The sequence below is a fragment of the Streptomyces sp. NPDC094448 genome, assembly GCF_044763775.1.
Classification (GTDB): domain Bacteria; phylum Actinomycetota; class Actinomycetes; order Streptomycetales; family Streptomycetaceae; genus Streptomyces.
Map to the genome: position 1 here is coordinate 192,092 of NZ_JBIWGU010000010.1, position 23,343 is coordinate 215,434.

21 protein-coding genes are annotated in these 23,343 nt (G+C 71.5%); 12 read left to right on the forward strand and 9 right to left on the reverse strand.

All coding sequences use genetic code 11. The features are described 5' to 3' along the window. The first annotated feature begins 162 nt into the window (after positions 1-162). On the forward strand, positions 163-366 hold the full coding sequence (locus ACIQ9E_RS20975) for a hypothetical protein (protein WP_403709119.1): 204 nt from the start codon (positions 163-165) through the stop codon (positions 364-366). A gap of 117 nt (positions 367-483) precedes the next feature. On the opposite strand, the gene ACIQ9E_RS20980 is transcribed toward ACIQ9E_RS20975, so the two are convergent. Beyond that, positions 484-1,299, reverse strand: coding sequence for a serine hydrolase domain-containing protein (locus ACIQ9E_RS20980; protein WP_403709121.1), 816 nt, complete (start codon positions 1,297-1,299; stop codon positions 484-486). Positions 1,300-1,389: 90 nt separating this feature from the next. Between ACIQ9E_RS20980 and ACIQ9E_RS20985 the strand changes: the two genes are divergently transcribed. Then, positions 1,390-1,839, forward strand: a complete 450-nt coding sequence (locus ACIQ9E_RS20985) for a MerR family transcriptional regulator (protein ID WP_403709123.1) — start codon at positions 1,390-1,392, stop codon at positions 1,837-1,839. Further along, positions 1,836-2,867 (forward strand): aldo/keto reductase, encoded by a 1,032-nt coding sequence (locus tag ACIQ9E_RS20990; RefSeq protein ID WP_403709125.1) that lies wholly within the window; start codon positions 1,836-1,838, stop codon positions 2,865-2,867. The genes ACIQ9E_RS20985 and ACIQ9E_RS20990 overlap by 4 nt, the downstream gene beginning before the upstream one ends. Positions 2,868-2,961: 94 nt before the next feature. Here ACIQ9E_RS20990 and ACIQ9E_RS20995 read toward each other — a convergent pair whose 3' ends face one another. From ACIQ9E_RS20995 to ACIQ9E_RS21020, 6 genes are all read right to left on the reverse strand, one after another. Next, complete coding sequence (locus ACIQ9E_RS20995; protein WP_403709127.1) at positions 2,962-4,215, reverse strand: acyltransferase; 1,254 nt, start codon at positions 4,213-4,215, stop codon at positions 2,962-2,964. Further along, positions 4,212-5,255 carry an alpha/beta hydrolase gene (locus ACIQ9E_RS21000; RefSeq protein ID WP_403709129.1) on the reverse strand — a complete coding sequence of 348 codons (1,044 nt, stop codon included), beginning with the start codon at positions 5,253-5,255 and terminating at the stop codon, positions 4,212-4,214. The genes ACIQ9E_RS20995 and ACIQ9E_RS21000 overlap by 4 nt, the downstream gene beginning before the upstream one ends. A 542-nt stretch (positions 5,256-5,797) precedes the next feature. Continuing rightward, positions 5,798-6,475, reverse strand: coding sequence for a response regulator (locus ACIQ9E_RS21005; protein ID WP_403709131.1), 678 nt, complete (start codon positions 6,473-6,475; stop codon positions 5,798-5,800). Next, complete coding sequence (locus ACIQ9E_RS21010) at positions 6,472-7,773, reverse strand: sensor histidine kinase (protein ID WP_403709133.1); 1,302 nt, start codon at positions 7,771-7,773, stop codon at positions 6,472-6,474. The genes ACIQ9E_RS21005 and ACIQ9E_RS21010 overlap by 4 nt, the downstream gene beginning before the upstream one ends. Positions 7,774-7,966: 193 nt before the next feature. Further along, positions 7,967-8,824, reverse strand: coding sequence for a DUF4429 domain-containing protein (locus ACIQ9E_RS21015; protein ID WP_403709135.1), 858 nt, complete (start codon positions 8,822-8,824; stop codon positions 7,967-7,969). Between the two features lie 235 nt (positions 8,825-9,059). Further along, entirely contained in the window at positions 9,060-9,704 is a 645-nt protein-coding gene (locus ACIQ9E_RS21020) for a TetR family transcriptional regulator (RefSeq protein ID WP_403709137.1), read from the reverse strand. A 290-nt stretch (positions 9,705-9,994) separates the two neighbouring features. Between ACIQ9E_RS21020 and ACIQ9E_RS21025 the strand changes: the two genes are divergently transcribed. Further along, complete coding sequence (locus ACIQ9E_RS21025) at positions 9,995-11,608, forward strand: MFS transporter (protein WP_403709139.1); 1,614 nt, start codon at positions 9,995-9,997, stop codon at positions 11,606-11,608. A gap of 375 nt (positions 11,609-11,983) precedes the next feature. Beyond that, the gene (locus ACIQ9E_RS21030) at positions 11,984-12,370 is read left to right on the forward strand and encodes a peptidase inhibitor family I36 protein (RefSeq protein WP_403709141.1); all 387 of its coding nucleotides are present in this window, start codon (positions 11,984-11,986) and stop codon (positions 12,368-12,370) included. Between the two features lie 97 nt (positions 12,371-12,467). On the opposite strand, the gene aceE is transcribed toward ACIQ9E_RS21030, so the two are convergent. Continuing rightward, positions 12,468-15,215 (reverse strand): pyruvate dehydrogenase (acetyl-transferring), homodimeric type, encoded by a 2,748-nt coding sequence (aceE, locus tag ACIQ9E_RS21035; RefSeq protein ID WP_403709143.1) that lies wholly within the window; start codon positions 15,213-15,215, stop codon positions 12,468-12,470. Between the two features lie 570 nt (positions 15,216-15,785). Between aceE and ACIQ9E_RS21040 the strand changes: the two genes are divergently transcribed. From ACIQ9E_RS21040 to ACIQ9E_RS21065, 6 genes are all read left to right on the forward strand, one after another. After that, positions 15,786-16,208: a DUF3052 domain-containing protein gene (locus ACIQ9E_RS21040; protein ID WP_006349481.1), complete on the forward strand. Its 423-nt coding sequence runs from the start codon at positions 15,786-15,788 to the stop codon at positions 16,206-16,208. 415 nt (positions 16,209-16,623) lie between these two features. After that, a complete protein-coding gene (locus ACIQ9E_RS21045; RefSeq protein WP_403709145.1) occupies positions 16,624-17,082 on the forward strand; it encodes a peroxiredoxin in 459 nt (152 codons plus the stop codon). A gap of 156 nt (positions 17,083-17,238) precedes the next feature. Beyond that, complete coding sequence (locus ACIQ9E_RS21050) at positions 17,239-17,814, forward strand: TerD family protein (RefSeq protein WP_403709147.1); 576 nt, start codon at positions 17,239-17,241, stop codon at positions 17,812-17,814. Positions 17,815-17,966: 152 nt separating this feature from the next. Next, positions 17,967-18,542, forward strand: a complete 576-nt coding sequence (locus ACIQ9E_RS21055; RefSeq protein WP_403709149.1) for a TerD family protein — start codon at positions 17,967-17,969, stop codon at positions 18,540-18,542. A gap of 114 nt (positions 18,543-18,656) precedes the next feature. Further along, the gene (locus ACIQ9E_RS21060; protein ID WP_403709151.1) at positions 18,657-19,787 is read left to right on the forward strand and encodes a DUF475 domain-containing protein; all 1,131 of its coding nucleotides are present in this window, start codon (positions 18,657-18,659) and stop codon (positions 19,785-19,787) included. A gap of 175 nt (positions 19,788-19,962) precedes the next feature. Next, a complete protein-coding gene (locus ACIQ9E_RS21065) occupies positions 19,963-20,700 on the forward strand; it encodes a Tellurium resistance (RefSeq protein WP_403709153.1) in 738 nt (245 codons plus the stop codon). Between the two features lie 356 nt (positions 20,701-21,056). Here the strand turns inward: ACIQ9E_RS21065 and ACIQ9E_RS21070 are convergent, their stop codons facing one another. Then, entirely contained in the window at positions 21,057-21,803 is a 747-nt protein-coding gene (locus tag ACIQ9E_RS21070) for a TerD family protein (RefSeq protein WP_403709155.1), read from the reverse strand. A 317-nt stretch (positions 21,804-22,120) separates the two neighbouring features. Here ACIQ9E_RS21070 and ACIQ9E_RS21075 point away from each other — a divergent pair, with 317 nt between their 5' ends. Further along, positions 22,121-23,296, forward strand: coding sequence for an HpcH/HpaI aldolase/citrate lyase family protein (locus ACIQ9E_RS21075; RefSeq protein WP_403709157.1), 1,176 nt, complete (start codon positions 22,121-22,123; stop codon positions 23,294-23,296). Positions 23,297-23,343: the final 47 nt, after the last annotated feature.

Consider the following 23,343-nt stretch of genomic DNA (forward strand, 5'->3'; position numbering starts at 1 on the left):
CTCCCAAGGAGCCGGAACCGGAACCTCCGTTACCAATCGCCGCCACCCTGGCAGCGGTCCTGATCGCTGCCGTGGTGGTTGGAGGCTGGGCCTTCTCCCTGTGGGCCCTGGTCAAGATCTTCGGATAGCCAGGCCCCACAATGGCCCAGGGGCCGCAGAGGAGTGACCTTCGGCGAAGACGCCGGCCGGGCCCGCACCGGCAGCCTTCCCCGAGCCCTCGCCGCTTTCCGCGGCCTGGCGATCAGCCTCGCCAGCCTCGCTGGACGGCAGAACAACGCCGCCGCATACGGCCACGACCGAAACCACCCGGGTGACGCCTTACGCGAAGTGGGCGCCGGACCGTCCCCCGAGGACGAGATCAGTTAGTTCCCGGACAGTGAACAGACCCGCTCGGCCACGCGCCGAATGGGGCTGTTCCCGCAGCGGGCGAGGGCCCGGTCAGGGGCAGGCGCGCGGGGGGCCTCGACGTGACGCGCGAGCGGTTCAGCCCCGCAGCTCCGCCAGGACCGCGTCGGTGAACCGCGGCCACGCCTCGATCGCCCAGGCGCCGAACGGCCGGTCCGTCAGCGCCACGCACGCCGCCCCCGCGTCCGGGTCGATCCACAGGAACGTACCCGACTGGCCGAAGTGCCCGAAGGTCCGCGGCGACGACGAGGCGCCCGTCCAGTGCGGTGCCTTGCCGTCCCGGATCTCGAAACCGAGCCCCCAGTCGTTCGGCGTCTGCCGCCCGTACCCGGGCAGCAGCCCCGCGAGCCCCGGCCAGGCGACCGTCATCGCGTCCCGTACCGTCCGGGCGTCCAGCAGCCGCGGCGCCTGCACCTCCGCCGCGAAGCGCACCAGATCGTCCACCGTGGACACGGCGTCCTTCGCCGCCGAGCCCTCCAGGGCCGTCGCCGTCATCCCCAGCGGTTCGAGCACCGCCTGCCGCAGATACTCGGCGAACGGGATGTCCGTCGCCTTGGCGATATGGTCGGCGAGGACCTCGAAGCCGGTGTTCGAGTAGATACGGCGGGTGCCCGGATCGGCGCTGATCCGGTGCTCGTCGAAGGCCAGCCCCGAGGTGTGCGCCAGCAGATGGCGTACGGTCGCGCCGGGCGGCCCGGCGGGCTCGTCCAGCTCGACCGCGCCCTCCTCGTACGCCACCAGCACCGCGTACGCGGCCAGCGGCTTGGTCACCGAGGCCAGCGGGAAACGGTGCTCCGTGGGGCCGTACCGTCCGGCTACCGTTCCGTCCGCACGGACCACGGCGGCAGCGGCGGTGGGTACGGGCCATGTCTCGGTCGTCGCCAGGCTCTGCATGCGCACGAGGGTAGCCCGTGCCCGTCCGGTCACCGGGTCCGGGCGGCTGCGCTTGCTTGGAGCGCACTCGAAGGTTCTAGCGTGGAAGATATGACGACGCTGACCGAGAGCGGCCCCGATGACACGGCCGTCGACCTGTGCAAGCCGCACCCCGGCCACCCCCGCCCCGACGGACAGGACCGCTACACCATCGGCGAGGTCGCCGCCTGGGTCGGGATGTCCGCGCACACTCTGCGCTGGTACGAGCGCATCGGGTTGATGCCGCACGTCGACCGCTCCCACACCGGCCAGCGCCGTTTCACCAACCAGGACCTCGACTGGCTGGCGTTCGTCGGCAAGCTGCGGCTGACCGGGATGCCGGTCGCCTCCATGGTCCGCTACGCCGAGCTGGTACGGCTCGGCGAGGACACCGTCGACGAACGTGCCGGACTGCTGGAGCGCACCCGCCGCGACGTCCGCGCGCGGATCGCCGAACTCCAGGAGACCCTCGCGCTCCTGGACTACAAGATCGAACTGTACGGAAGGACCGACCCGTCATGAACGCCGTACCGTCCCCCGAAACCACCCCGATCGCCCGCACCCGGCTGGGCGCCGACGGCCCTCTCGTCGGCGTCCAGGGGCTGGGCTGCATGGGCATGAGCGAGTTCTACGGCGACACCGACGAGACCGCCGCCCGCGCCGCCCTGGACGCGGCCCTGGCGGCCGGGGTGACCCTCTTCGACACCGCCGACGCCTATGGGCGCGGCGCCAACGAACGCTTCCTCGCCCCCTTCGTCCGCGCCCACCGCGACGAGATCACCCTGGCGACGAAGTTCGCCATCGTCCGCACGGACGACGACGACTACCGAGGGATCTCCAACGACCCCGCCTATATCCGGCAGGCCATCGACGCCAGCCTCGACCGGCTCGGCGTCGACCATGTGGACCTCTACTACATGCACCGCCGCGATCCGGCCGTACCGCTCGCGGAGTCCGTCGGCGCGCTCGCCGAACTGGTCACCGCCGGAAAGATCCGCCATATCGGTCTCAGCGAGGTGACCGGCCCCGAACTGCGCGAGGCGCACGCCGTGCACCCCATCACCGCACTCCAGTCGGAGTGGTCGCTGTTCAGCCGGGACGTGGAGCGTACGGCCGTACCGGCCGCCGCCGAACTGGGCATCGCCCTCGTCCCGTACTCCCCGCTCGGCCGGGGCTTCCTCACCGGCTCCTTCACCGATGCCTCGGCCGATCTGCCCGCCCGGGACTTCCGCGCCCAACAGCCCCGCTTCACCGGCGACAACGCCCGCACGAACGCGGCCCTGCTGGCGCCGGTGCGGGCGATCGCCGAAGCCCGCGGGGCGACCCTGGGCCAGATCGCGCTGGCGTGGGTGCAGCAGCGGGCCGAGGTGCACGGGCTGCCGGTGGTGCCGATCCCCGGCACCCGGCGCCCGGAGCGGGTCCGGGAGAACACCGCGGCGACGTTCCTGCGCCTGACGGCGGAGGAACTGGCGCTGCTGGAGCCGATCGCGGGACAGGTGGCGGGCGACCGCTACCAGGACATGTCGTCCACGTCGGCGGCGCGGGAGTAGGAACGCGGGGGAGTGGGACGCGCCCGGGTGGACAGACGGACGGAGACGGCTCGGCCGGGCGACGGGTGCCCGGCCGAGTCCGTCCGGCTCCGGCCTATCCCGGCCCCAGCGCGAAGACCGCGAATCCCGCCGCCAGCAGCCCGGCCAGGGCCCGGAGCGCGGCCGCGGCCCGGGTGCCGGTGCGCCACGGCGCCTCGAAGACCCGCGCGTACCGTCCGATGAGCACCAGCAGCACGGCGAACAGCGGCAGCCAGGCGATCCGGGCCGGAACCCAGCCGATGGTGTCGGGCGCGGTGGTCAGACCGGCCAGCTCACCGGCGTACGAGCCCGGCACCGCGGCCGCCAGCATCGCCGTCTGGTGCCAGCACAGGATCGTCATCGCCGACAGGTTGACCACCACGACCGGAGCCCAGAGCCCCGGCCGGGCCAGCCACCGCCCGATCCGCTCCCGCAGCAGGATCGCCGCCCCGCTCTGGGCCGCGGCCAGCGCGAGCACCAGCAGCGACGGCGGATGCGAATTGGTCCTGGCCTCGCCCGGAACACCGACCATCGACGCCGGATAGCCGAAGAACAGCAGCAGTACGGCGAAGAGCGCGGCGCCGCCGAACAGCAGCACCCGGGCCCGGGCCCGGTCGATCCGCCCCTCGCCCCAGCTCACCCCGAGCTGATAGCCGAACAGCCAGCCCGGCAGGATCGTGAGCAGCCCGAGCCACGACGGCACGCCGTCCGCCCAGGGCCCGTACCGCAGCAGATCCACCGCCGCGACGGACAGCAGCAGCGGGGCGGCGGCCCAGCAGCCCAGGGCCCGGGAGGCCCGGACGCAGTACGGGGTCAGGGCGGTCACCACGGTGTAGACGCCGACGAACCACAGGGGCTGGACCACCAGGGTCGATCCGGTGCGCAGCGTCGTCCCGGGGACACCGAGCAGGGACAGGGCGGGGATCAGCACGGCCCAGACGGCGGCGACACCGAGGACCGGCCGCCCCAGCCGGGCCACCCGTCCCCGCAGCCAGGCGGTGGTGGTGCCGGTACGGCGGTGGTAGGAGCGTACAGAGGCGTAGCCGCCGACCAGGAAGAAGATGCCCAGCAGCTGGAGCACCCAGCTCACCGGCGCGAAGAAGCCGAACGCGGAGAGCGGGCTGGCGTTGCGCAGCGCGCCGTCGTCGCCGAGTTCGAGACCGCCGAGCAGCCAGTGGCCGAGCGGTACGGCGAGCAGCGCCAGGGCGCGCAGTCCGTCCACCGCCCGGTCCCGGCCGGCCGGGGTACGGCGGTCGACGCGCTCGGCGAACGAGGCGAACCGGCTCGTCCGCTCCGGGGCCGTACGGGCGGCACCGCCGGCGCCGGTCATCGGGCCTCTCCCCGGGCGATGGCGGCGAAGGCGCGGAGGGAATCGGTACCGGGAGCGAAGTAGCCGTCGTGGCCGCGGGCGTCCTCGACCGGCACCCGGCGGGCACCGAAGGCGGCCGAGGTGGGGTCCTCGCCGTGGCCGAGCCCGAAGAGGCGGACGTTGGGCACCCGGGAGATCCAGTCGTCGGGGTCCTTGGCGGCCCATACCCGGGCGCTGGTCCGCAGCTCTCGTACGGAGTCCGCGCGCATACCGGGGGAGCCGAAGGCGACCAGGTCGGAGGCGTCGGCCCGGTCGGCGGCCAGACCGCAGACCACGGAGCCGTAGCTGTGGCAGAACAGGCTGGGCCGGGCGGCGCCGGCCGCGGTCAGTCCCCGGGTGAAGCGGGCCAGCCGCGGGGCTCCGGCCTCGGCGAGCCGGCCGGTGGCCGCGTCGGCTCCGACGCCGACGGGGGTGGTGTAGCCGGTCCAGACGATCACGGCCGTGGTGCCGCCCGCGGCCCCGTGCAGCGCCGCCGCCATGCCCGAGGGGCCGCGATGTCCCCGGCCCGCCCGGTCGAAGTTGCCCGCGTCGATGTCCGACCCCGGCACGATCACGGCGATGTGCCGGGCCCGCCCCAGGTCCCCGTACACCTCGGCGACCTGTCCGCGTCCGCGCGGGTCGAAGGCGAGGATCCGCCGCCCGTCCCGGGCCAGCCGCTCGTACACCGTGCCGCGCACGGCCCGGGCGTTGGCCGCGTACCGGGTCTCCACCGGAGCGCCGTCGAGATTGCCGACGACGAGAGGATGCCGCTCCACCAGCCCCTGCCGCGCCTGCGGCCCGAGCCCCTCGAAGAAGGCGGCGATCTCCCGGGGTTCGGCGCTCGCCGGATCGGGCAGCGCCCGGCCCAGTGCCCGGTCGGCGTTCCACGCGGCGGTGCCGGGCGGCGGCCCGACCACCGGCTGCTGGGCGTTCCCCGATACCCATCCCGCCGTCCCCGCGACCGAGACCGCGGCGAGCACGACGGCGAGCAGCCTCCTCCTGAGCCTTCCGGACCGGCGCATCGCCGTCTCCCCTCCCTCAGCGGCCCGCCGGTGCGGGTCCGACCGGGGAGGAAGGTAGGAAGACGGCACCGGCCGGCACGTCCCACCGGAGAGCCAACCGCACTGTCGTACCGGGGTAGGGGTGGGTCGACCCGTCGGCTGCGGCAGGTCGGATTCCGGTTCGGCCGGCGGCTCTCGGGGGCGCTGGGGCCTCACCACGCCGAAGGCGTGGCCGGGTGTTCCACGACGCCGAAGGCGTAGGCGGAGGTTCCACCATGTCGAAGGCGTAGGCGGGCGTTCCACCATGTCGAAGGCGTAGGTGGCGGTTTCACCGTGTCGAAGGCGTAGGCGGGGGTCCCACCATGCCGGAGGCATAGGGGGCGCGGGGAACTGCGCGATCACCCCCCGTGGCCCGTGACCGGAGGGCGCCTCCCGCCCGGCCGGGCGCTCTCCGGGCCCGGGAACAGGGCCCGGCGACTGCGGGGCACGGCGACTGCGGGGCCCGGCGCACCGCCGCCCGGCCCGGCGCCCCCGGGACTTGGCCCCGGGGGAGAACGCGGCGTCTAAACGCCGCCGGGGCGGACCAGCCCCGACTCGTAGGCGAAGATCACCGCCTGGGCGCGGTCGCGCAGGTCCAGTTTGGCCAGGACCCGGCCGATATGGGTCTTCACCGTCTGTTCGGCGACGACGAGCCGGCTTGCGATCTCCTGGTTGGACAGTCCCCGCGCGATCAGCTCCAGTACCTCCGTCTCGCGCGGCGTCAGCGCCTTCAGCCTGAGTGAGGGGTCCCGGCGGGGCGCGGGCCGCCGGGCCGCGAAGTCGGCGATCAGCCGGCGGGTCACCGACGGCGCCAGCAGCGCCTCGCCCGCCGCGACCACCCGGACCGCGGAGATCAGGTCCGCCGGGGGCGCGTCTTTGAGGAGGAAGCCCGACGCCCCGGCGCGCAGCGCCTCGTACACATAGTCGTCCACGTCGAAGGTGGTCAGCATCAGCACCTTCGGCACATGCATCCCGCCCACCGGCGGGTCGAGAATCGCCCGGGCCGCCGCCAGACCGTCCATCTCCGGCATCCGGACGTCCATGAGGACCACATCGGGGTGGACGGAGCGGGCGACGTCCACCCCCGCCCGGCCGTCCGGGGCCTCCCCGACGACGTCGATATCGGCCTGTGCGGACAGCAGTGCCGCGAAACCCGCCCGCACCATGGCCTGGTCGTCGACGATGATCACCCGGATGGTCACGCGGTCTCCTCCGCCGTCCCGGGCGCGGTCAGCGGCAGACGCGCGGCCACCCGGAAGCCACCGTCCGGCAGCGGACCGGTGTCCAGCGTGCCGCCCGTCAACCGTACGCGCTCCCGCATGCCGACCAGCCCATGGCCCGTACCTGCTTGCTCCAGCGGCTCCGCCCGGGATTCGGCGGACCCGTTGACGACCACGACCGTCAGATCCGTGCCGTCCGACACCACCGACACCCGGGTCACCGCACCCGGCGCGTGCCGCACCACGTTCGCCAGCGCCTCCTGCACGATCCGGTACGCCGACAGATCCACCGCCTGCGGCACCTGCGCCGGGTCGACGCTCAGCGACAGCTCCGCGGGCACCCCCGCCCGTACCGTCGCCTCCACCAGCTGCTGTACCCGGGTGATCCCCGGCTGCGGCGCCAGCTCGCCCCCGGTGTCCGCGCTGCGCAGCACCGACAGCAGCCGCCGCATCTCCGTCAGGGACTCCCGGGCGCTCGCCGCGATCGTCCCGAACTCCTCGCGCGCCTGCTCCGGCAGCCCCGGGATCCGGTACGGCGCGGAGTCGGCCTGCACGGTGATCACGGACATATGGTGGGCGACCACGTCGTGCAGCTCCCGGGCGATCCGGGTCCGCTCCTCCAGCAGGGTGCGCCGGGCCCGCTCGGCCTCGCTGATGCTTTCCTGCGCGGCCAGTTTCCGCTGGGCGTCGCCGCGTTCGCGCAGTGCGCCGGTGGCCACGAGCACCACTCCGGTGAGGACGAACAGCAGCACCCAGACGCCGTCGCTGAGCTCCGAGCGCAGCAGCTCGAAGGCGAATCCGGCGATTCCGGTCGTCAGCCAGACCCCGATCAGGGCCGGGCGGGACTCCCGCAGGCCGAGGAAGGCCATCAGGATCAGATAGCCGATGACCACCGGCGGGGGCCAGGGCCACGGGCTGCCTGCGATGTCCGCTCCGATCAGGGACGCCGCCCCGATCACGTCGGCGGTGAAGACCAGCCACCAGGCCTGCAACGGCCGGGTCGGCGCCATCAGCAGCGGTGCCGTCTGGGCGACGGCCAGCGGCCAGGCCGCATCGGCCTTGAGCCCGTAGGCCGTGGTCAGCACGTTCACGGTGACCGGCAGCAGCGCGGCGACCGCGGCGGTGACCACGAGGTACGGCAGATAGCGCAGCCAACCCCGGGGGGAATCGCCGAGCAGCGGGGTGGCCGGATGGGACGGTGTCCGCAGGGCCCTGAGGACGAGCCGTGCCTGCGCGCGGGCGGTCGGCCACAACGGGCTCTGGTGGGAGGAGGGAGTCACCCTGCCAGGCTATGCAGCGCTGTGAGCAGCGGCGTCATACCCCGGGGTCCGTACGGGGTCATACCCGGGTACTACCCCGGCCCGCCGCCCGGCCTGCCCCGGCCCGCCGCCCGGCTTGCCCCGGTCCGCCGCCCGGCCTGCCCCGGTCCGGCCCCGGGGCGGGCCCCCTCCGGCCCCGGCCGCCTCGGACCGCTCACAGCTCCGCCAGCAGCTCCGTCTTCTTCGAGGTGAACTCCTCGTCCGTGACCAGGCCCGCGTCCCGCAGCTCCCCGAGGTGCCGGATCCGCTCGGCGATATCCGCCGGGTCCCGGCGGGCCGTGCTCAGCGCGAGCGCCGGTGCCGGTCCGGAGCGCTGGACCGACTCCAGTACCGCCGCGGCGAACGGCAGCGATTCGTGCACCGAGCCGCTGCGTACCCCGAAGACCACCGCCGCCGGATCCTTCGCAGCCCCGGCGGGCGGCGAAGGATCCGGGATCCGGCGCAGCAGCCGCAGATAGCCGTCGAGGCTCTCGGGTGTCCGCCACTCGACCCCGCTCAGCTCGCCCACGGCGAAACTCTGGTCGCCGGCCTTCCACTTGGCGGACGAGGCGCCGGTGCGCGACCAGCGGAAGTCCACGTACCGGCCGTCGAAGGAGGCCCGGCCGTCGTGCGCCTTGAAGGCGATGGGCGAGCCGGGCGCGGCCACCACGTACCGCGCGGCGGGCCGGGCGGCGTCCGCGGGCAGGGCGGCGCGGAGCGCGTCTCGGTAGTACACGGCGGCGTCCTCCCGGTCGGCGGGCAGCACCAGCCGGTAGGGATCGCACTCCTCCTTCAGCTGGCCCGCCGCCGCGGCCATCAGCGGATCCGCGCCGGGCCGGGGTCTGGCGTGCAGGACGATGGTCCCCCGCTTGCCCGGGGAGAGCGCCACCGACGCCAACGCCTCGTGGGGGATGCGGCGTTCGCGGAGCGCCGAGAGCAGCCTCGGCGTGCGGTGTCCCCGTTCAAAGCGGATGTGCACGGAGTCGGACGTGAACTCCCATGTGGCTTGAATTCCGGCCAGTACATCACCCATACGCCTCATCGTAGGGGTCGGGGGCGCTCGCGTCGCCCCTTCGGGAGGGAGCGGTCTCTCCGATGTTCTACGCGCGTCAGGCCGCTACTTCACCGAAAATGTCATGGCGGTGGGCCGGTGGGTGCCGGGACGGCGGATGCCCCCGACCTCGTCCGGTCCGGGGCAACCGCCGGAAACCCTCGCTTCCGGTTATGGCCGGAAATGCTCGGTGTGGCCGACGCCCGCCCCTGCCACGTCAGCTCCGCCACGGTCCGACGAGCGTCGGTGTCAGATGGTCCATATAGTGCGCGATCAGCTCGCGGATCGCCTGAACACTGTGGTCCGACCCCTCGCCCCAGAGCCGGCCCGCCACCCGCATCGCACCGCTCATCGCCGCCACCGCGAGCCGCGGCCGCGGGTCCGTGTCGACGTCGAGGCCCTCGCGCTCGCCGAGGATCCGGCTGAGGGTCTCCTCCGTCGCCAGCGACCGGCGGATGTGGACGGCCAGCAGTGCGGGCGTGGACTCGATGATCAGATAGGTCCGCAGATGGAGTTCGACCGGCACGATCTCCGCGATCACCTCCTCCACCGTGTCCCAGGCGGAGAGGGCCGCGTTCCGCATCGCCTCGAACGGGTCCTCCTCCGGTGGACGGCTCCGCAGCGATGCGAGGAAGTGGTCCTCGACGATCTCCTGTACGGCGAAGGCGACCTCCAGCTTGCTCGCGTAGTAGCGGAAGAAGGTGCGCTGGGAGACGTCCGCCGCGTCGGCGATCTCGTCGACCGTCGTCTCCTCGAAACCCTGCGTGGTGAACAGCTCCAGCGCCGCGCGTACCAGGGTGTCCCGGGTCCGCTGCTTCTTCCGTTCGCGCAGCCCGCCGGCGCCCGCCGGCCCGACCGTCACTTCATGCCCTCATTCATTGGTCGTCGATCGTCCTCGGGGCCCGACGATCGGATGGGCCCTGGGCCTGCGCCCGCCGGGGCCGGACCGAGGGAACCCCGTGGTCCCCGCGCTCTGCCCGCCCCGTACCGTCCGCACCGCCCCGGAGGCACGGCCGGCCCCGGGCTTCCAACCCCGTCTCCGTCCGGTTTCCCGGTGCCGCGGACGGGGTCAGCGTACCTGTGACCGAAGTGACAGCCTCCGAATAAAAGAATCAATTATGAATTGTCAGAGGCTGTCACTAGTCTGGCGGAATGACGAGTCAGACCACCATCCACAAGGCGCCGAAGGATCCCGAGAACGACCTTCCGGACCCGGCAGGCGGGTTGCGCGGCCACCCCTGGCTGACGCTCTTCGCCGTGGCGATCGGTGTGATGATGGTCGCCCTGGACGGCACCATCGTCGCCATCGCCAACCCCGCGATAGCCGACGATCTGGACGCCACCTTCGCCGACGTCCAGTGGATCACCAACGGCTACTTCCTGGCCCTCGCCGTGGCCCTGATCACGGCCGGCAAGCTCGGTGACCGCTTCGGCCACCGCCAGACCTTCCTCGTCGGTGTCGTCGGCTTCGCCGCTGCCTCCGCCGCGATCGGCTTCTCGGACTCCATCGCGATGCTGATCGTGTTCCGGGTCCTCCAGGGCCTGTTCGGTGCGCTGCTGATGCCGGCCGCGCTCGGACTGCTGCGCGCCACCTTCCCCGCCGAGAAGCTGAACATGGCCATCGGCATCTGGGGCATGGTCATCGGCGCCTCCACCGCCGGCGGCCCGATCGTCGGCGGTCTGCTCGTGGAGAACGTGAGCTGGCAGTCCGTCTTCTTCATCAACGTCCCGGTCGGGATCGTCGCCCTGGCCCTCGGTCTGGTGATCCTCAAGGACCACCGCGCGGAGAACGCCTCGCGCTCCTTCGACATCCCCGGTATCGCCCTGCTGTCGACCGCGATGTTCTGCCTGGTCTGGGCGCTGATCAAGGCCCCGGAGGCAGGCTGGGGCTGGGGCGGTGCCAAGACCTGGGGCTTTATCGTCGGGTCCTTCGTGCTCTTCGCGGTCTTCGCCTGGTGGGAGAACCGGGTCGCCGAGCCCCTGATCCCGATGAAGCTGTTCCGCTCGGTGCCGCTGTCCGCCGGTGTGGTCCTGATGGTGCTGATGGCCATCGCCTTCATGGGCGGACTGTTCTTCGTCACCTTCTACCTCCAGAACGTGCACGGACTCAGCCCGGTCGACGCCGGTCTCCACCTCCTGCCGCTCACCGGAATGATGATCGTCGGCTCCCCGCTGGCGGGCGCGGTGATCACCAAGACCGGCCCCCGTATCCCGCTGGCCGGCGGCATGGTGCTGACCGCGGTCGCGATGTTCGGCATGTCGACCCTGGACAAGGACACCGGCAGCGGGCTGATGTCCGTCTGGTTCGCCCTGCTGGGCCTCGGCCTCGCGCCGGTCATGGTGGGTGCCACCGAGGTCATCGTCGGCAACGCGCCGATGGAGCTGTCCGGTGTCGCGGGCGGTCTCCAGCAGGCCGCGATGCAGATCGGCGGCGCGCTCGGCACCGCCGTCCTGGGCGCCGTGATGGCCTCCAAGGTCGGCAGTGACCTGCCGGGCAACTGGGCCGACGCACAGCTCCCGCCGCTGGCCGGGCACGATCTGGACAAGGCCGCCGAGGCGGTCCAGGTCGGTGTGCCGCCGGTGGCCCCGGGCACTCCGCCGGAGCTCGCCGCCAAGATCGCGGACGTCGCCCATGAGACCTTCATCTCCGGTATGGGCCTGGCGTGCCTGGTCGCCGCCGGGGTGTCCGTGGTCGCGGTCTTCGTCGCCCTGCTGACCAAGCGCGGTGCCAATGCCGAGGCGGGCGCGGGCGTGGGCCACATCTGAGCCGTACGGCGAACCTGCGCACGGGCCCGTCCCGGCGCGCAGGCCCCGCCCAGGGAAACCTCAAGGCCCCACCGGAACCCGCGCGGTTCCGGTGGGGCCCTGCCGTATCCCGGTCCGGTCCGGTCCGGTCCGGTTCAGTTCCGGCCCGGCGGCCCGGCGGCCCGGCGGCCCGGCACCGTGCAAGGCGCCCTCCGTACGACCTCGTACGCCCCCGTACGACGACGCCTGTACGAGTCCGGTACGAGTTCCTGTACGGGCGGGCCGCCGGGCCGTCGCGCACCCGGCCGCGCTCGCCCGCCCGCCTCTTTCGCCCGTTCGGGTGAGGTCGCCGTCCGGTCCTTCCTCCCCGGTACGCCGCGGGGCCAGGGTGCGGGAATGCGGACGAAGACCCTCCTGGGCAGCCTTCCTCCGGCGCTGGCCCTGGCGCTCGCCCTCGGGCTCGCGCCCCTGCCCGCCGGTGCGGCGGCGGCCCCGGCCCTCCTCCCGGCCTGCCCGCCCGGGGCGCTCTGCCTCTGGGCCGACGAGGACTTCCGGGGCCCCCGCCGGGTCCACGAGCTGGCCGGGACCGACGTGGACTCCTGTACGGCCCTGCCGCCCGGCGCCACGGCCGCCGCCCTCGCCAATCGCACGGGCCGCCCGGTGACCACCTACCAGTCCGGCGAGTGCGCCGAGCACGGCGCCTTCGACACCTACCCCGGCAGCGGGGTCTGGGCACCCCGCTCGCCGTATCTGATCAGGGCGTTCCGGATCTGGGAACGCTGACGGCAGCCGCTCCGTCGCCGCCGGGGCCGTGCTGCTCCCCGCGCCTGCGGGGAGCAGCACCACAGCCGGCACCGGCGGTTGCCCGCAGCGGGAGGCGTTACGCGTCGCCGCCCGCCGGACCCGGATCCGCGGCCGCCACGTCCAGCAGCTGATAGCGGTCCACGGCCTGCTTCAGCACCGAGCGGTCCACCAGACCCGCCCGCGACAGCTCGGTGAGGATCGCCAGCACGATCGACGGCGCGTCGATGTGGAACCACCGGCGGGCCGCGCCCCGGGTGTCGGCGAATCCGAAGCCGTCCGCACCCAGTGAGGTGTACGCACCGGGGATCCACCGTGAGATCTGATCCGGAACCGAGCGCATCCAGTCGGAAACGGCCACGAACGGACCTTCGGCGGTGCTCAGTTTGCGCGTGACATACGGGACGCGCTGCTCCTCCTCCGGGTGGAGCAGATTGTGCTCCTCGACCGCGACGGCCTCGCGCCGCAGCTCGTTCCACGAGGTCGCGGACCAGACGTCGGCCCGTACGTCCCAGTCCTCCGCGAGCATCCGCTGCGCCTCGACCGCCCACGGGACGGCCACTCCCGACGCCAGGATCTGCGCCGGGATCCGGCCCGCGTCGCCCGCCCGGTAGCGGTGGATGCCCTTGACGATGCCCTCCACATCCACATCGGCGGGCTCCGCCGGATGCCGGATGGGCTCGTTGTAGACGGTCAGGTAGTAGAAGACGTCCTCGCCGTGCGGATGCTCCGCGTCCGCGCCGTACATCCGGCGCAGCCCGTCCTCGACGATATGGGCGATCTCGAAGCCGAAGGCGGGGTCGTACGCGACACAGCCCGGGTTGGTGGAGGCCAGCAACTGGGAGTGGCCGTCCGCGTGCTGGAGGCCCTCGCCGGTCAGAGTCGTACGTCCGGCGGTCGCACCCAGCACGAAACCGCGTGCCAGCTGATCGGCCATCTGCCAGAACTGATCACCGGTGCGCTGGAATCCGAACATGGAGTAGAAGACATAGACCGGGATCAGCGGCTCGCCATGGGTCGCGTACGACGAACCGGCCGCGATCAGCGACGCCGTACAGCCCGCCTCCGAGATGCCGTCGTGCAGCATCTGCCCGGTCGGCGACTCCTTGTACGCCAGCAGCAGTTCCCGGTCCACGGACTCGTACTGCTGCCCCAGCGGGTTGTAGATCTTGGCGCTGGGGAAGAAGGAGTCCATACCGAAGGTGCGGTACTCGTCCGGCGCGATCAGCACGAAACGGCGGCCGATCTCCTTGTCCCGCATCAGGTCCTTCAGCAGCCGTACGAACGCCATTGTGGTCGCGATGGACTGCTGCCCCGACCCCTTCTTCACCCCGGCGTACGTCTGCGCGCCCGGCAGCGCCAGCGGCTTCGACCGCACCACCCGGCTCGGTACGTAGCCGTCCAGCGAGCGGCGGCGGTCGTGCATGTACTGGATTTCCTCGGACTCCCGCCCCGGGTGGTAGTACGGCGGCAGCCCGTCCTCCAGCCGCGCGTCCGGGATCGGGATGTGCAGCCGGTCCCGGAACCGCTTGAGATCGTCGACGGTCAGCTTCTTCATCTGGTGGGTGGCGTTGCGCCCCTCGAAGTTGGGGCCCAGCGTCCAGCCCTTCACCGTCTGCGCCAGCACCACCGTCGGCTGCCCGCGGTGCTCCTCGGCCGCCTTGAACGCCGCGTACACCTTGCGGTGGTCGTGACCGCCTCGCCCCAGATGCAGGATCTGCTCGTCGGACATGTTCGCGACCATCGCGCGCAGCCGCTGGTCACCGCCGAAGAAGTGGTCCCGGATATACGCGCCGGTCTCCGTCGCGTACGTCTGGAACTGTCCGTCCGGCGTGGTGTTCAACTTGTTGACCAGCAGACCGTCCCGGTCCTGTGCCAGCAGCGGATCCCAGGAGCGGTCCCAGATCAGTTTGATCACGTTCCAGCCGGCGCCCCGGAACTGCGATTCCAGCTCCTGGATGATCTTGCCGTTGCCCCGCACCGGGCCGTCCAGCCGCTGGAGGTTGCAGTTCACCACGAAGGTGAGGTTGTCCAGGCCCTCGCGGGCCGCGATGGAGAGCTGGCCGAGCGACTCGGGCTCGTCCATCTCGCCGTCCCCGAGGAAGGCCCAGACCCGGGAGCGGGAGGTGTCCGCGATGCCCCGGGCGTGCAGATAGCGGTTCATCCGCGCCTGGTAGATCGCGCTGATCGGACCGAGGCCCATCGACACCGTCGGGAACTCCCAGAAGTCCGGCATCAGCCGCGGGTGCGGATAGCTGGACAGCCCGTTCGGCGCCTTCGACTTCTCCTGCCGGAAGGCGTCGAGCTGGGTCTCGGAGAGCCGGTCCAGCAGGAACGCCCGCGCGTAGATGCCCGGCGAAGCGTGCCCCTGGAAGAAGATCTGGTCCCCGCCGTCGCCCGCGTCCTTGCCCCGGAAGAAGTGGTTGAAGCCCACGTCGTAGAGGGAGGCGGAGGAGGCGAACGTGGCGATGTGCCCCCCGACGCCGATTCCCGGGCGCTGGGCCCGGGAGACCATCACCGCGGCGTTCCAGCGCGTCGCGTTGAGGACCTTCCGCTCGATCTCCTCGTTGCCGGGGAAGAACGGTTCGTCCTTGGTGGCGATGGTGTTGACGTAGTCGGTGCTCCGCATCTCCGGGACGGCCACCCGGCGCTCACGGGCCCGCTCGATGAGCCGCAGCATCAGATAGCGGGCCCGTTCCCGGCCCCGTTCGTCGACGGCCGCGTCCAGTGAGTCCAGCCACTCCTTCGTCTCCTCCGGATCGAAGTCCGGGACCTGGCTGGGAAGGCCGCCAATGATGATCGGATTGCGATCTGATCCGGAAGCCACGCTGTTCCTTCGCTCTCGGAGGGTCGACGGTCCGGGCCCCGCGGGGATCCCGGACCCCGGGGGGTCCCGGAGAATCCGGGCGTACTGGCGGTGCCGTCCGTACCGCGGGAGCCGGCCGGGACGGTCACGGGCCGTAACCGGCCGCGCCGGGCACACGACACCGCCTCCCATCGTGTACCTCGGCGCGGGAAACGTCATCTCTACCGAAAGGTAACCAAGGGGGCCGGATCCGGGTGCCGGGATGCTGTTTATTACGGGTAATCCGGGTATTCCGGCGTGCGCCGGGGGGCCCGCGGCTCCCGGCGCACGCCGTTCGGGTGGCTGGGGCAGAGGGCCGTCGGGAGCCGGGAGGGAATGCGACGTATGCTGCAAAGGCGGCCGAATGCTCCGGAACGCGTCGTGGCGGCCCGTCGCACGTGTCGGGAGTTGCGTCGAGACGGGCGCAAACGTCACCGTTTCGGCGGTCTGCACGGCCGGGTACTTGCGCGATCCGTCCCGCCCGTGTGGACTACGGCCAACGCCGCGTGCGCGCGGCAGCAGCATCTACCGAACATGATCAGGAGGCAAGCCGTGAGCGCGACCGCGGACCACGCGGAGGAGCGGACCAACCCGGCAGCGAGGCTGGGGTTCGAGCCCGGACAGGTGGTCCAGGAGATCGGCTTCGACGACGACGCCGACCAGGATCTCCGTGAAGGCATCGAGTCCGTCATCGGCCAGGAGCTGGTGGACGAGGATTACGACGATGTCGCAGACGTCGTCGTCCTCTGGTTCAGGGACGAAGACGCCGATCTGACGGACGTCCTGGTGGACTCCATCGGCCTGCTCGACGAGGGCGGGCTGATCTGGCTGCTCACCCCGAAGACGGGGCGGGACGGCTATGTGGAGCCCAGCGACATCAACGACGCCGCTCAGACGGCCGGACTGTCGCAGACCAAGAGCATCAGCGTCGCCAAGGACTGGGTCGGCACCAAGCTGATCGCCCCCAAGCGCTGACCGGCGCGGCGTCTGCGCCGCACCGCTCGCCGCCGCCCGTGTCCCGCACGACCGCCCAGCCGGGCGGCCGTGCGCCCCGGACGGCGTACCGGACCCCCTCGGGCCTTGCCCGAGGGGGTCCGCCGCATTCCGGGGCCCTGGGGTACCCCCGCCGCGCCCGAGCGGTCCGGGGGAGCCACGAGGTCCCGGGGAGCCGTGGGGGCCGGGAGCCACAGGGGGGCGGGGGAGCCGCCGGGCCCGGGGGAGCCGGGCCCGCCACCCCGGCCCGATACCGCTCCGCGGACACGCCCTAGGCTGGAGTCGGCCCCGCCCCGGCCGCCGTGCCGGGTACGGGCCCGCCCAGGGCCGTCCCGGACACCGGGAGCGGCGCCCCGGGCCGTATCCGAACGGCAGCGGCGGAAGGAACCCACGCGTCATGGCCATCGAGGTCGGCACCCAGGCCCCCGAATTCACCCTCAAGGACAACCACGGCCGTACGGTGCGGCTCGCCGACTACCGCGGTGAGAAGAACGTGGTCCTCCTCTTCTACCCGTTCGCCTTCACCGGCGTCTGCACCGGCGAGCTGTGCGCGCTCCGCGACGAGCTGCCCCGGTTCGTCAACGACACCACCCAGCTCCTCGCCGTCTCCAACGACTCCATCCACACCCTGCGGGTCTTCGCCGAGCAGGAGGGCCTCGAATACCCGCTGCTCTCCGACTTCTGGCCGCACGGCGATGTGTCCCGCGCCTACGGCGTCTTCGACGAGGAGAAGGGCTGTGCGGTCCGCGGCACCTTCGTCATCGACAAGGAGGGCACCGTCCGCTGGAGCGTGGAGAACGCCCTGCCGGACGCCCGGGACCTGAACGACTACATCAAGGCCCTTGAGGCACTGTGACGAACGGGCAAAACCTGATGTAACAACCGGGACGGATCGGACGGCCGACCGTCCCGGAACCTGTTTCGCGGGGGAACCGGTCATTAGGATCCCCTTGTTGATCCGACACGCGACGCACTACGGGGGCGCTGCCCCTGATCACTTATGGAGGGACTCGTGGGAGTCAGCCTCAGCAAGGGCGGCAACGTCTCGCTGACCAAGGCCGCGCCCGGACTGACCGCTGTGACGGTCGGTCTCGGCTGGGACATCCGTACCACCACCGGCGCGGACTTCGACCTGGACGCCAGCGCCCTGCTGACCAATGCCGAGGGCAAGGTCGCCGGCGACGGGAACTTCGTCTTCTTCAACAATCTCAAGAGCCCCGACGGTTCCGTCGAACACACCGGTGACAACCTCACCGGCGAGGGCGAGGGCGACGACGAGCAGATCAAGGTCAACCTCGCGGGCGTACCCGCCGATGTCGACAAGATCGTCTTCCCGGTGTCGATCTACGACGCCGAGAGCCGCCAGCAGTCCTTCGGCCAGGTCCGCAACGCGTTCATCCGCGTCGTCAACCAGGCCGACAACAACGAGCTGGCGCGTTACGACCTCACCGAGGACGCCTCGACGGAGACCGCCATGGTCTTCGGCGAGCTGTACCGCCACGGCGCCGAGTGGAAGTTCCGTGCCATCGGCCAGGGGTACGCCTCCGGTCTGCGCGGGATCGCCCAGGACTTCGGCGTGAACGTCTGACCGCAGCTCCGCACCGTCCGGCGCCGCACCCTCCGCGTGCGGCGCCGGACGTCCTCTCGCGGCCGGTCGCGTTGCGGTCGCGACTTCGGGGGGCATGCATGCGGGGCAGGGGCATGCAGGGCCGACATACGTCTTCTGGGGAGGACAAGATCATGGGCGTCACACTCGCCAAGGGAGGCAATGTCTCCCTCTCCAAGGCCGCACCGAATCTGACCCAGGTGCTCATCGGGCTCGGCTGGGACGCGCGTTCCACCACCGGGGCCGATTTCGACCTCGACGCCAGCGCGCTGATGTGCAACAGCGGCCGGGTGATGGGGGACGACTACTTCATCTTCTACAACAACCTCAGGAGCCCCGACGGTTCCGTCGAGCACACCGGTGACAATCTCACGGGCGAGGGCGACGGTGACGACGAATCACTGATCGTGGACCTCAGCCAGGTGCCGCCCGCCGTCGACAAGATCGTCTTTCCGGTCTCCATCCATGACGCGGATCACCGGGGTCAGACGTTCGGCCAGGTCAGCAATGCCTTTATCCGGGTGGTCAATCAGGCCGACGGTCAGGAACTCGCGCGGTACGACCTCAGCGAGGACGCCTCCACCGAAACTGCGATGATCTTCGGCGAGTTGTACCGCTACGGCGCCGAGTGGAAGTTCCGTGCAGTCGGCCAGGGGTACGCATCGGGCCTGCGGGGCATCGCTCTAGACTTCGGGGTCAATGTTTCGTAAAGCCGCGCACGGGGCGGGGCGGAATGTCAACTCGCCCTGGCTGTGCGGGGAGAACCCTCCCACGGGCTGCCCGGGGGGCTTCGGGGGACCCCCACTTAACACGATTGGGTAGCAGTGGTTCTGAAAACGTTCGGCTGGTCGTTCGCGGTAACCGCGCTCGGCCTGGCCGCAGCGGTTCTCTACGACGGATGGACCGCCTTCGGTCTGGTGGCGATCCTCTGCATCCTGGAGATCTCGCTCTCGTTCGACAACGCGGTGGTCAACGCCGGAATTCTGAAGAAGATGAACGCCTTCTGGCAGCGCATCTTCCTCACCATCGGCATTCTCATCGCCGTCTTCGGTATGCGGCTCGTCTTCCCGGTCGTGATCGTCGCCGTCTCGGCCAGTCTCGGCCCCGTCGAGGCCGTCGAACTGGCCTTCAACGACAAGGAGAAGTACGAGCAGCTGGTCACGGACGCCCATGCGTCCATCGCCGCCTTCGGTGGCATGTTCCTGCTGATGATCTTCCTGGACTTCATCTTCGAGGACCGGGACATCAAGTGGCTCGGCCGGCTGGAGCGCCCGCTGGCCAAGCTCGGCAAGGTCGACATGCTGTCGGTCTGTATCTCGTTGATCGTGCTGCTGGTCAGCGCGGTTTTCCTGGCCCCCGAGGCGCACACCCACAGCGGACCGCAGGACAAGACCGAGACCGTACTGCTCTCCGGTATCGCCGGTCTGATCACCTACCTCGTCGTCGGCGGTCTCTCCGGCTACTTCGAGAACAAACTCGAAGAGCAGGAGGAGCGCGAGCACGAGGCGGAGGAGGCCGCCCGCAAGAGCGGCAAGCGGGTCACGGCCCTCCAGGTCGGCGGCAAGGCCGCCTTCTTCATGTTCCTCTATCTGGAGGTCCTCGACGCCTCGTTCTCCTTCGACGGGGTCATCGGCGCCTTCGCCATCACCAACGACATCGTGCTGATGGCCATCGGGCTGGGCGTCGGTGCCATGTACGTCCGTTCGCTGACGGTCTACCTGGTCCGCCAGGGCACCCTCGACGACTACGTCTACCTGGAGCACGGCGCGCACTACGCCATCGGCGCGCTCGCCACCATCCTGCTGATCACCATCCGTTTCGAGATCAACGAGATCATCACCGGTCTCATCGGTGTGGTGCTGATCGGCTGGTCCTTCTGGTCCTCCGTCCAGCGCAACAGGCGGCTGGCCGCCGAGGACGAAAAGGCCCGGCCACACTCCGAAGCCGGGGTGTGACGGCCGGAGTATTGCGGAACGCTCTCTGCGGGGCGGCCCCGGGGCTCGGGTCCCGGGGCCGCCCCGCGCAGCGCCCGCCAGGGGGCGGCGGCCGGCGCGCAGAGCGGGGACGAAGGGTTCATCGGACGGTTCGTGGGCGAGGGGCCCACCGACACACCACTGGGGGTGGCGACACATGGCCTTCTGGGACGGTCTCCTGCGGGGCCGGTCGGACCAGTTCGACCTGGGCACCGCGGCGGCGAACGCGATAGCCCTGACCAAACGGCGACCCTCGGTCTCCCTGACCGAACAGGGCGCGGCCACCGGCCATCTGCGGGTCAACCTGTCCTGGCGGATGCGGACCTCGGACATCGATGGCCGCTCCCGGCAGAGCGGACAGCTCTTCCGGCATCCCTTCAAACTCTTCCAGCCCGAGGTGGTCCAGGCCCATACCCAGGGCATGGTCAACGTCGACCTGGACCTCGGCTGTCTGTACGAACTCGCCGACGGCACCAAGGGCGTGGTCCAGCCGCTCGGCGGCTTCCTCGGCTCCACCAACGAGCCGCCGTACGTCAAGGGCAGCGGCGACGACCGGTTCGGCTCCGGCTCCGGCGAGACGATCTACGTCAATCTGGACCATCATGCGGAGATCAAGCGACTGCTCTTCTTCGTCTACATCTACGACCAGACCCCGGCCTTCGACCGTACGCACGCCATCGTCACCCTCTACCCCAGCAGCGGCCCCCGGGTCATCGTCGAACTCGACGAACGGGCACCGCAGGCCCGCTCCTGCGCCGTGTTCAGCATGGAGAACGTCAAGGGCCAGATGATCGTCCGCCGCGAGGTGAAGTTCGTCTACGGCTTCCAGGCAGAGCTCGACCGGCTGTACGGATGGGGTCTCCAATGGGGTCGCGGCTACAAGACCAAGGCATAGAACCGGGACCGGGCCGTCACCGTGGAGTCCCGCCCGGCCCGCGAGGCCCGGTACGCACACTCTCCCGCCGTGCCCTCGGGGCACGGCGGGGGCCTCCCCGGGTGGTGGCCCGGGGGGAGTGCCGCGACCCGGCCGCAGGGCCGGGGGAGCCGCCGGCCCCGCCCGTCCGGCGGAAGACCGTGCCGGTCGCCCGGACCGTCACCGGAAGCGGGGGCCGCGGCCCCCGTGGACCCTGCGCACGGGACACCGCAGCGACCGGTGCCGGGGCCCGGTGCCGGGCGCCCTCCGCCGGTCCGGGCCGCCACGGGCCGTACAACTCCCCGGCGCGGCCGCCCGGCCGCCCCGCCCGGCTCCCCTCAGACCCGGAGGAACTGCGGACCCATCGGCGGCATCCGCAACTCCTGCCCGCCGGGGACGCCGGGGGTACGGGCCGGAACCCGGTGGGCGGGGGCGGGCCTCGCGGCCGGCGGTCCGGCCGGGGGCGGCGGTGCCTGCGGAACCGCCGGCCGGGCGATGGTCCCCGGCTCCGGCCCCGGTGCGGCGGCGGCCGGCTCGGATTCGTCCACCGAGATCCCGAAGGCCGTGGCCAGCCCCACCAGACCGGTCGGGTACCCCTGGGCCACGGCCCGGAACTTCCAGGAGTCGCCGCGCCGGTACAGCTCACCGCAGATGATCGCGTTCTCCGCGCCGGTCTCCGGCATCACGTCGAACACCGCGAGCGGCTCCGCACCCGCGTCCGCGGTCGAAGCGTCGTACAGCGCGATCCGCAGATCGGTCACCAGCCGGAAGGTGTCGCCGTCCGAGGAGGCGGCCAGCACGATCTGGTCGACCGAGCCGTCCAGCGCGGCGAGATCCGCCTCGACGGTGTCCGTCAGATGCTCCCCGACCCGCTTCTTCGACAGCCGGCGCACCAGGCCGGAAGGGTGCCGTGGCTGGTTGTAGAAGACGAAGTCCTCGTCGGTCCTGACCCGGGCGTCCGCCCCCAGCAGCAGCGCGGACGCGTCCACATCGGGCACCCCCGTCCCCGGGGTCCACCGCAGCACCGCCCGTACGGCCGGGGCGTCCAGAGCACAGTTCGAGCCCTTCACCATCGCGTGCGTCATGCCCGCCATCCTGCCTCCCCCGGGGCCGGGCGGACAATGCGGGCCCCCGGCCGGACCGCCCATACCGGGGCCCTTCCACGGACCGGTACGGCTCCCGGAGGAGGCGCTTCCACCGCGGCCGGAAGGGCCTCCGGGGCGGCCGGAAGGGCCTTCGGACGGCAGGCGTCCGTCCCGCCCGGGTGCCGCGCCGGACGGAACGGACGACCACTCCGCGTTACCCCGCGTTCACCGGGTCGGGGAACCGCCGTCACCCTTTCGTACGTACTATTACCGGCCACGTCGTTCCGGCGGGCCGCCATCCAGTACGGGGGACTTTGATGCGTCATTTCGGACAGCTCTCGCCTGCCGTCCGGCAGCGCCTGTTCCACCGTGAACCGGCCGAATTCACCGCGGCTTCCCCTGCCGGGATCCTCGCCGCCGCCCTCGGGGCCACCCTCTACAGCCCGGCCACCCGCCCCCGCCTCGCCGACGATGTCCTCAAGCAGGTCGCGGCCGGTGTCGTCTCGATGGTCGTCTGCCTGGAAGACTCCATCGACGACGCGGAGGTGCCCGCGGCCGAGGAGAACCTCGTCCGGCAGTTCGCCGATCTCGACGCCCGGGCCGCGGCCGGCGCGGAACCACCCCTGCTGTTCATCCGCGTCCGGGAGCCCTCGCAGATCCCCGATCTGGCTCGACGGTTCGGAGAATCCATTCGCCTGGTGTCCGGATTCGTACTGCCGAAGTTCACCGAGGAGCGCGGCACCCCCTTTCTGGAGGCCCTCACCGCCGCCGAGGCGGCGAGCGGCCACCGGCTGTTCGCCATGCCCGTCCTGGAGTCCCCGGAGCTGCTCCATCTGGAGACCCGCCGCCGGACCCTCGGCGGAATAGCCGCCACCGTCGACAAATACCGCGACCGGGTGCTCGCCCTGCGGCTCGGGGTCACCGACTTCTGCTCCGCGTACGGACTGCGCCGCTCGCCCGATATGACCGCCTACGACGTCCAGATCGTGGCGGCCGTGATCGCGGACGTCGTCAATGTCCTCGGCCGCGCCGACGGCACCGGCTACACCGTCACCGGCCCCGTCTGGGAGTACTTCCGCCTCCAGGAGCGGATGTTCAAACCCCAGCTCCGGCGCAGCCCCTTCATGGAGGGCCGCGCCGACGAACTGCGCACCGCCCTGATCGAGCACGACCTCGACGGACTGCTCAGGGAGATCGAACTGGACCGCGCCAACGGACTCATGGGCAAGACGTGCATCCACCCCTCGCACGTTCTGCCCGTGCACGCACTCTCCGTGGTCAGCCACGAAGAATTCAGCGATGCCCAGGACATCCTCCGCCCGGAGCGCGGCGGCGGAGGGGTGATGCGCTCCGCGTACACGAACAAGATGAACGAGGTGAAGCCGCACCGGGCCTGGGCCGAGCGGACCCTGCTGCGGGCCGCCGCCTTCGGTGTGGCCCGCGAGGACGTCGGCTTCGTGGAGCTGCTCACGGCCGGGCACTCCGCTTCATGACCGGTCCCGGGGCGCCGCGCACCGGCGGGGACGCGGCGAGCAGACCA

Excerpts from the sequence above, each read along its gene's own strand:
- ACIQ9E_RS20980 (WP_403709121.1), bottom strand. The coding sequence starts at position 1,299 with ATGCAGAGCCTGGCGACGACCGAGACATGGCCCGTACCCACCGCCGCT.
- ACIQ9E_RS20985 (WP_403709123.1), top strand. The coding sequence starts at position 1,390 with ATGACGACGCTGACCGAGAGCGGCCCCGATGACACGGCCGTCGACCTG.
- ACIQ9E_RS20990 (WP_403709125.1), top strand. The coding sequence starts at position 1,836 with ATGAACGCCGTACCGTCCCCCGAAACCACCCCGATCGCCCGCACCCGG.
- ACIQ9E_RS20995 (WP_403709127.1), bottom strand. The coding sequence starts at position 4,215 with ATGACCGGCGCCGGCGGTGCCGCCCGTACGGCCCCGGAGCGGACGAGC.
- ACIQ9E_RS21000 (WP_403709129.1), bottom strand. The coding sequence starts at position 5,255 with ATGCGCCGGTCCGGAAGGCTCAGGAGGAGGCTGCTCGCCGTCGTGCTC.
- ACIQ9E_RS21015 (WP_403709135.1), bottom strand. The coding sequence starts at position 8,824 with ATGGGTGATGTACTGGCCGGAATTCAAGCCACATGGGAGTTCACGTCC.
- ACIQ9E_RS21025 (WP_403709139.1), top strand. The coding sequence starts at position 9,995 with ATGACGAGTCAGACCACCATCCACAAGGCGCCGAAGGATCCCGAGAAC.
- ACIQ9E_RS21030 (WP_403709141.1), top strand. The coding sequence starts at position 11,984 with ATGCGGACGAAGACCCTCCTGGGCAGCCTTCCTCCGGCGCTGGCCCTG.
- ACIQ9E_RS21045 (WP_403709145.1), top strand. The coding sequence starts at position 16,624 with ATGGCCATCGAGGTCGGCACCCAGGCCCCCGAATTCACCCTCAAGGAC.
- ACIQ9E_RS21055 (WP_403709149.1), top strand. The coding sequence starts at position 17,967 with ATGGGCGTCACACTCGCCAAGGGAGGCAATGTCTCCCTCTCCAAGGCC.
- ACIQ9E_RS21065 (WP_403709153.1), top strand. The coding sequence starts at position 19,963 with ATGGCCTTCTGGGACGGTCTCCTGCGGGGCCGGTCGGACCAGTTCGAC.
- ACIQ9E_RS21070 (WP_403709155.1), bottom strand. The coding sequence starts at position 21,803 with ATGACGCACGCGATGGTGAAGGGCTCGAACTGTGCTCTGGACGCCCCG.
- ACIQ9E_RS21075 (WP_403709157.1), top strand. The coding sequence starts at position 22,121 with ATGCGTCATTTCGGACAGCTCTCGCCTGCCGTCCGGCAGCGCCTGTTC.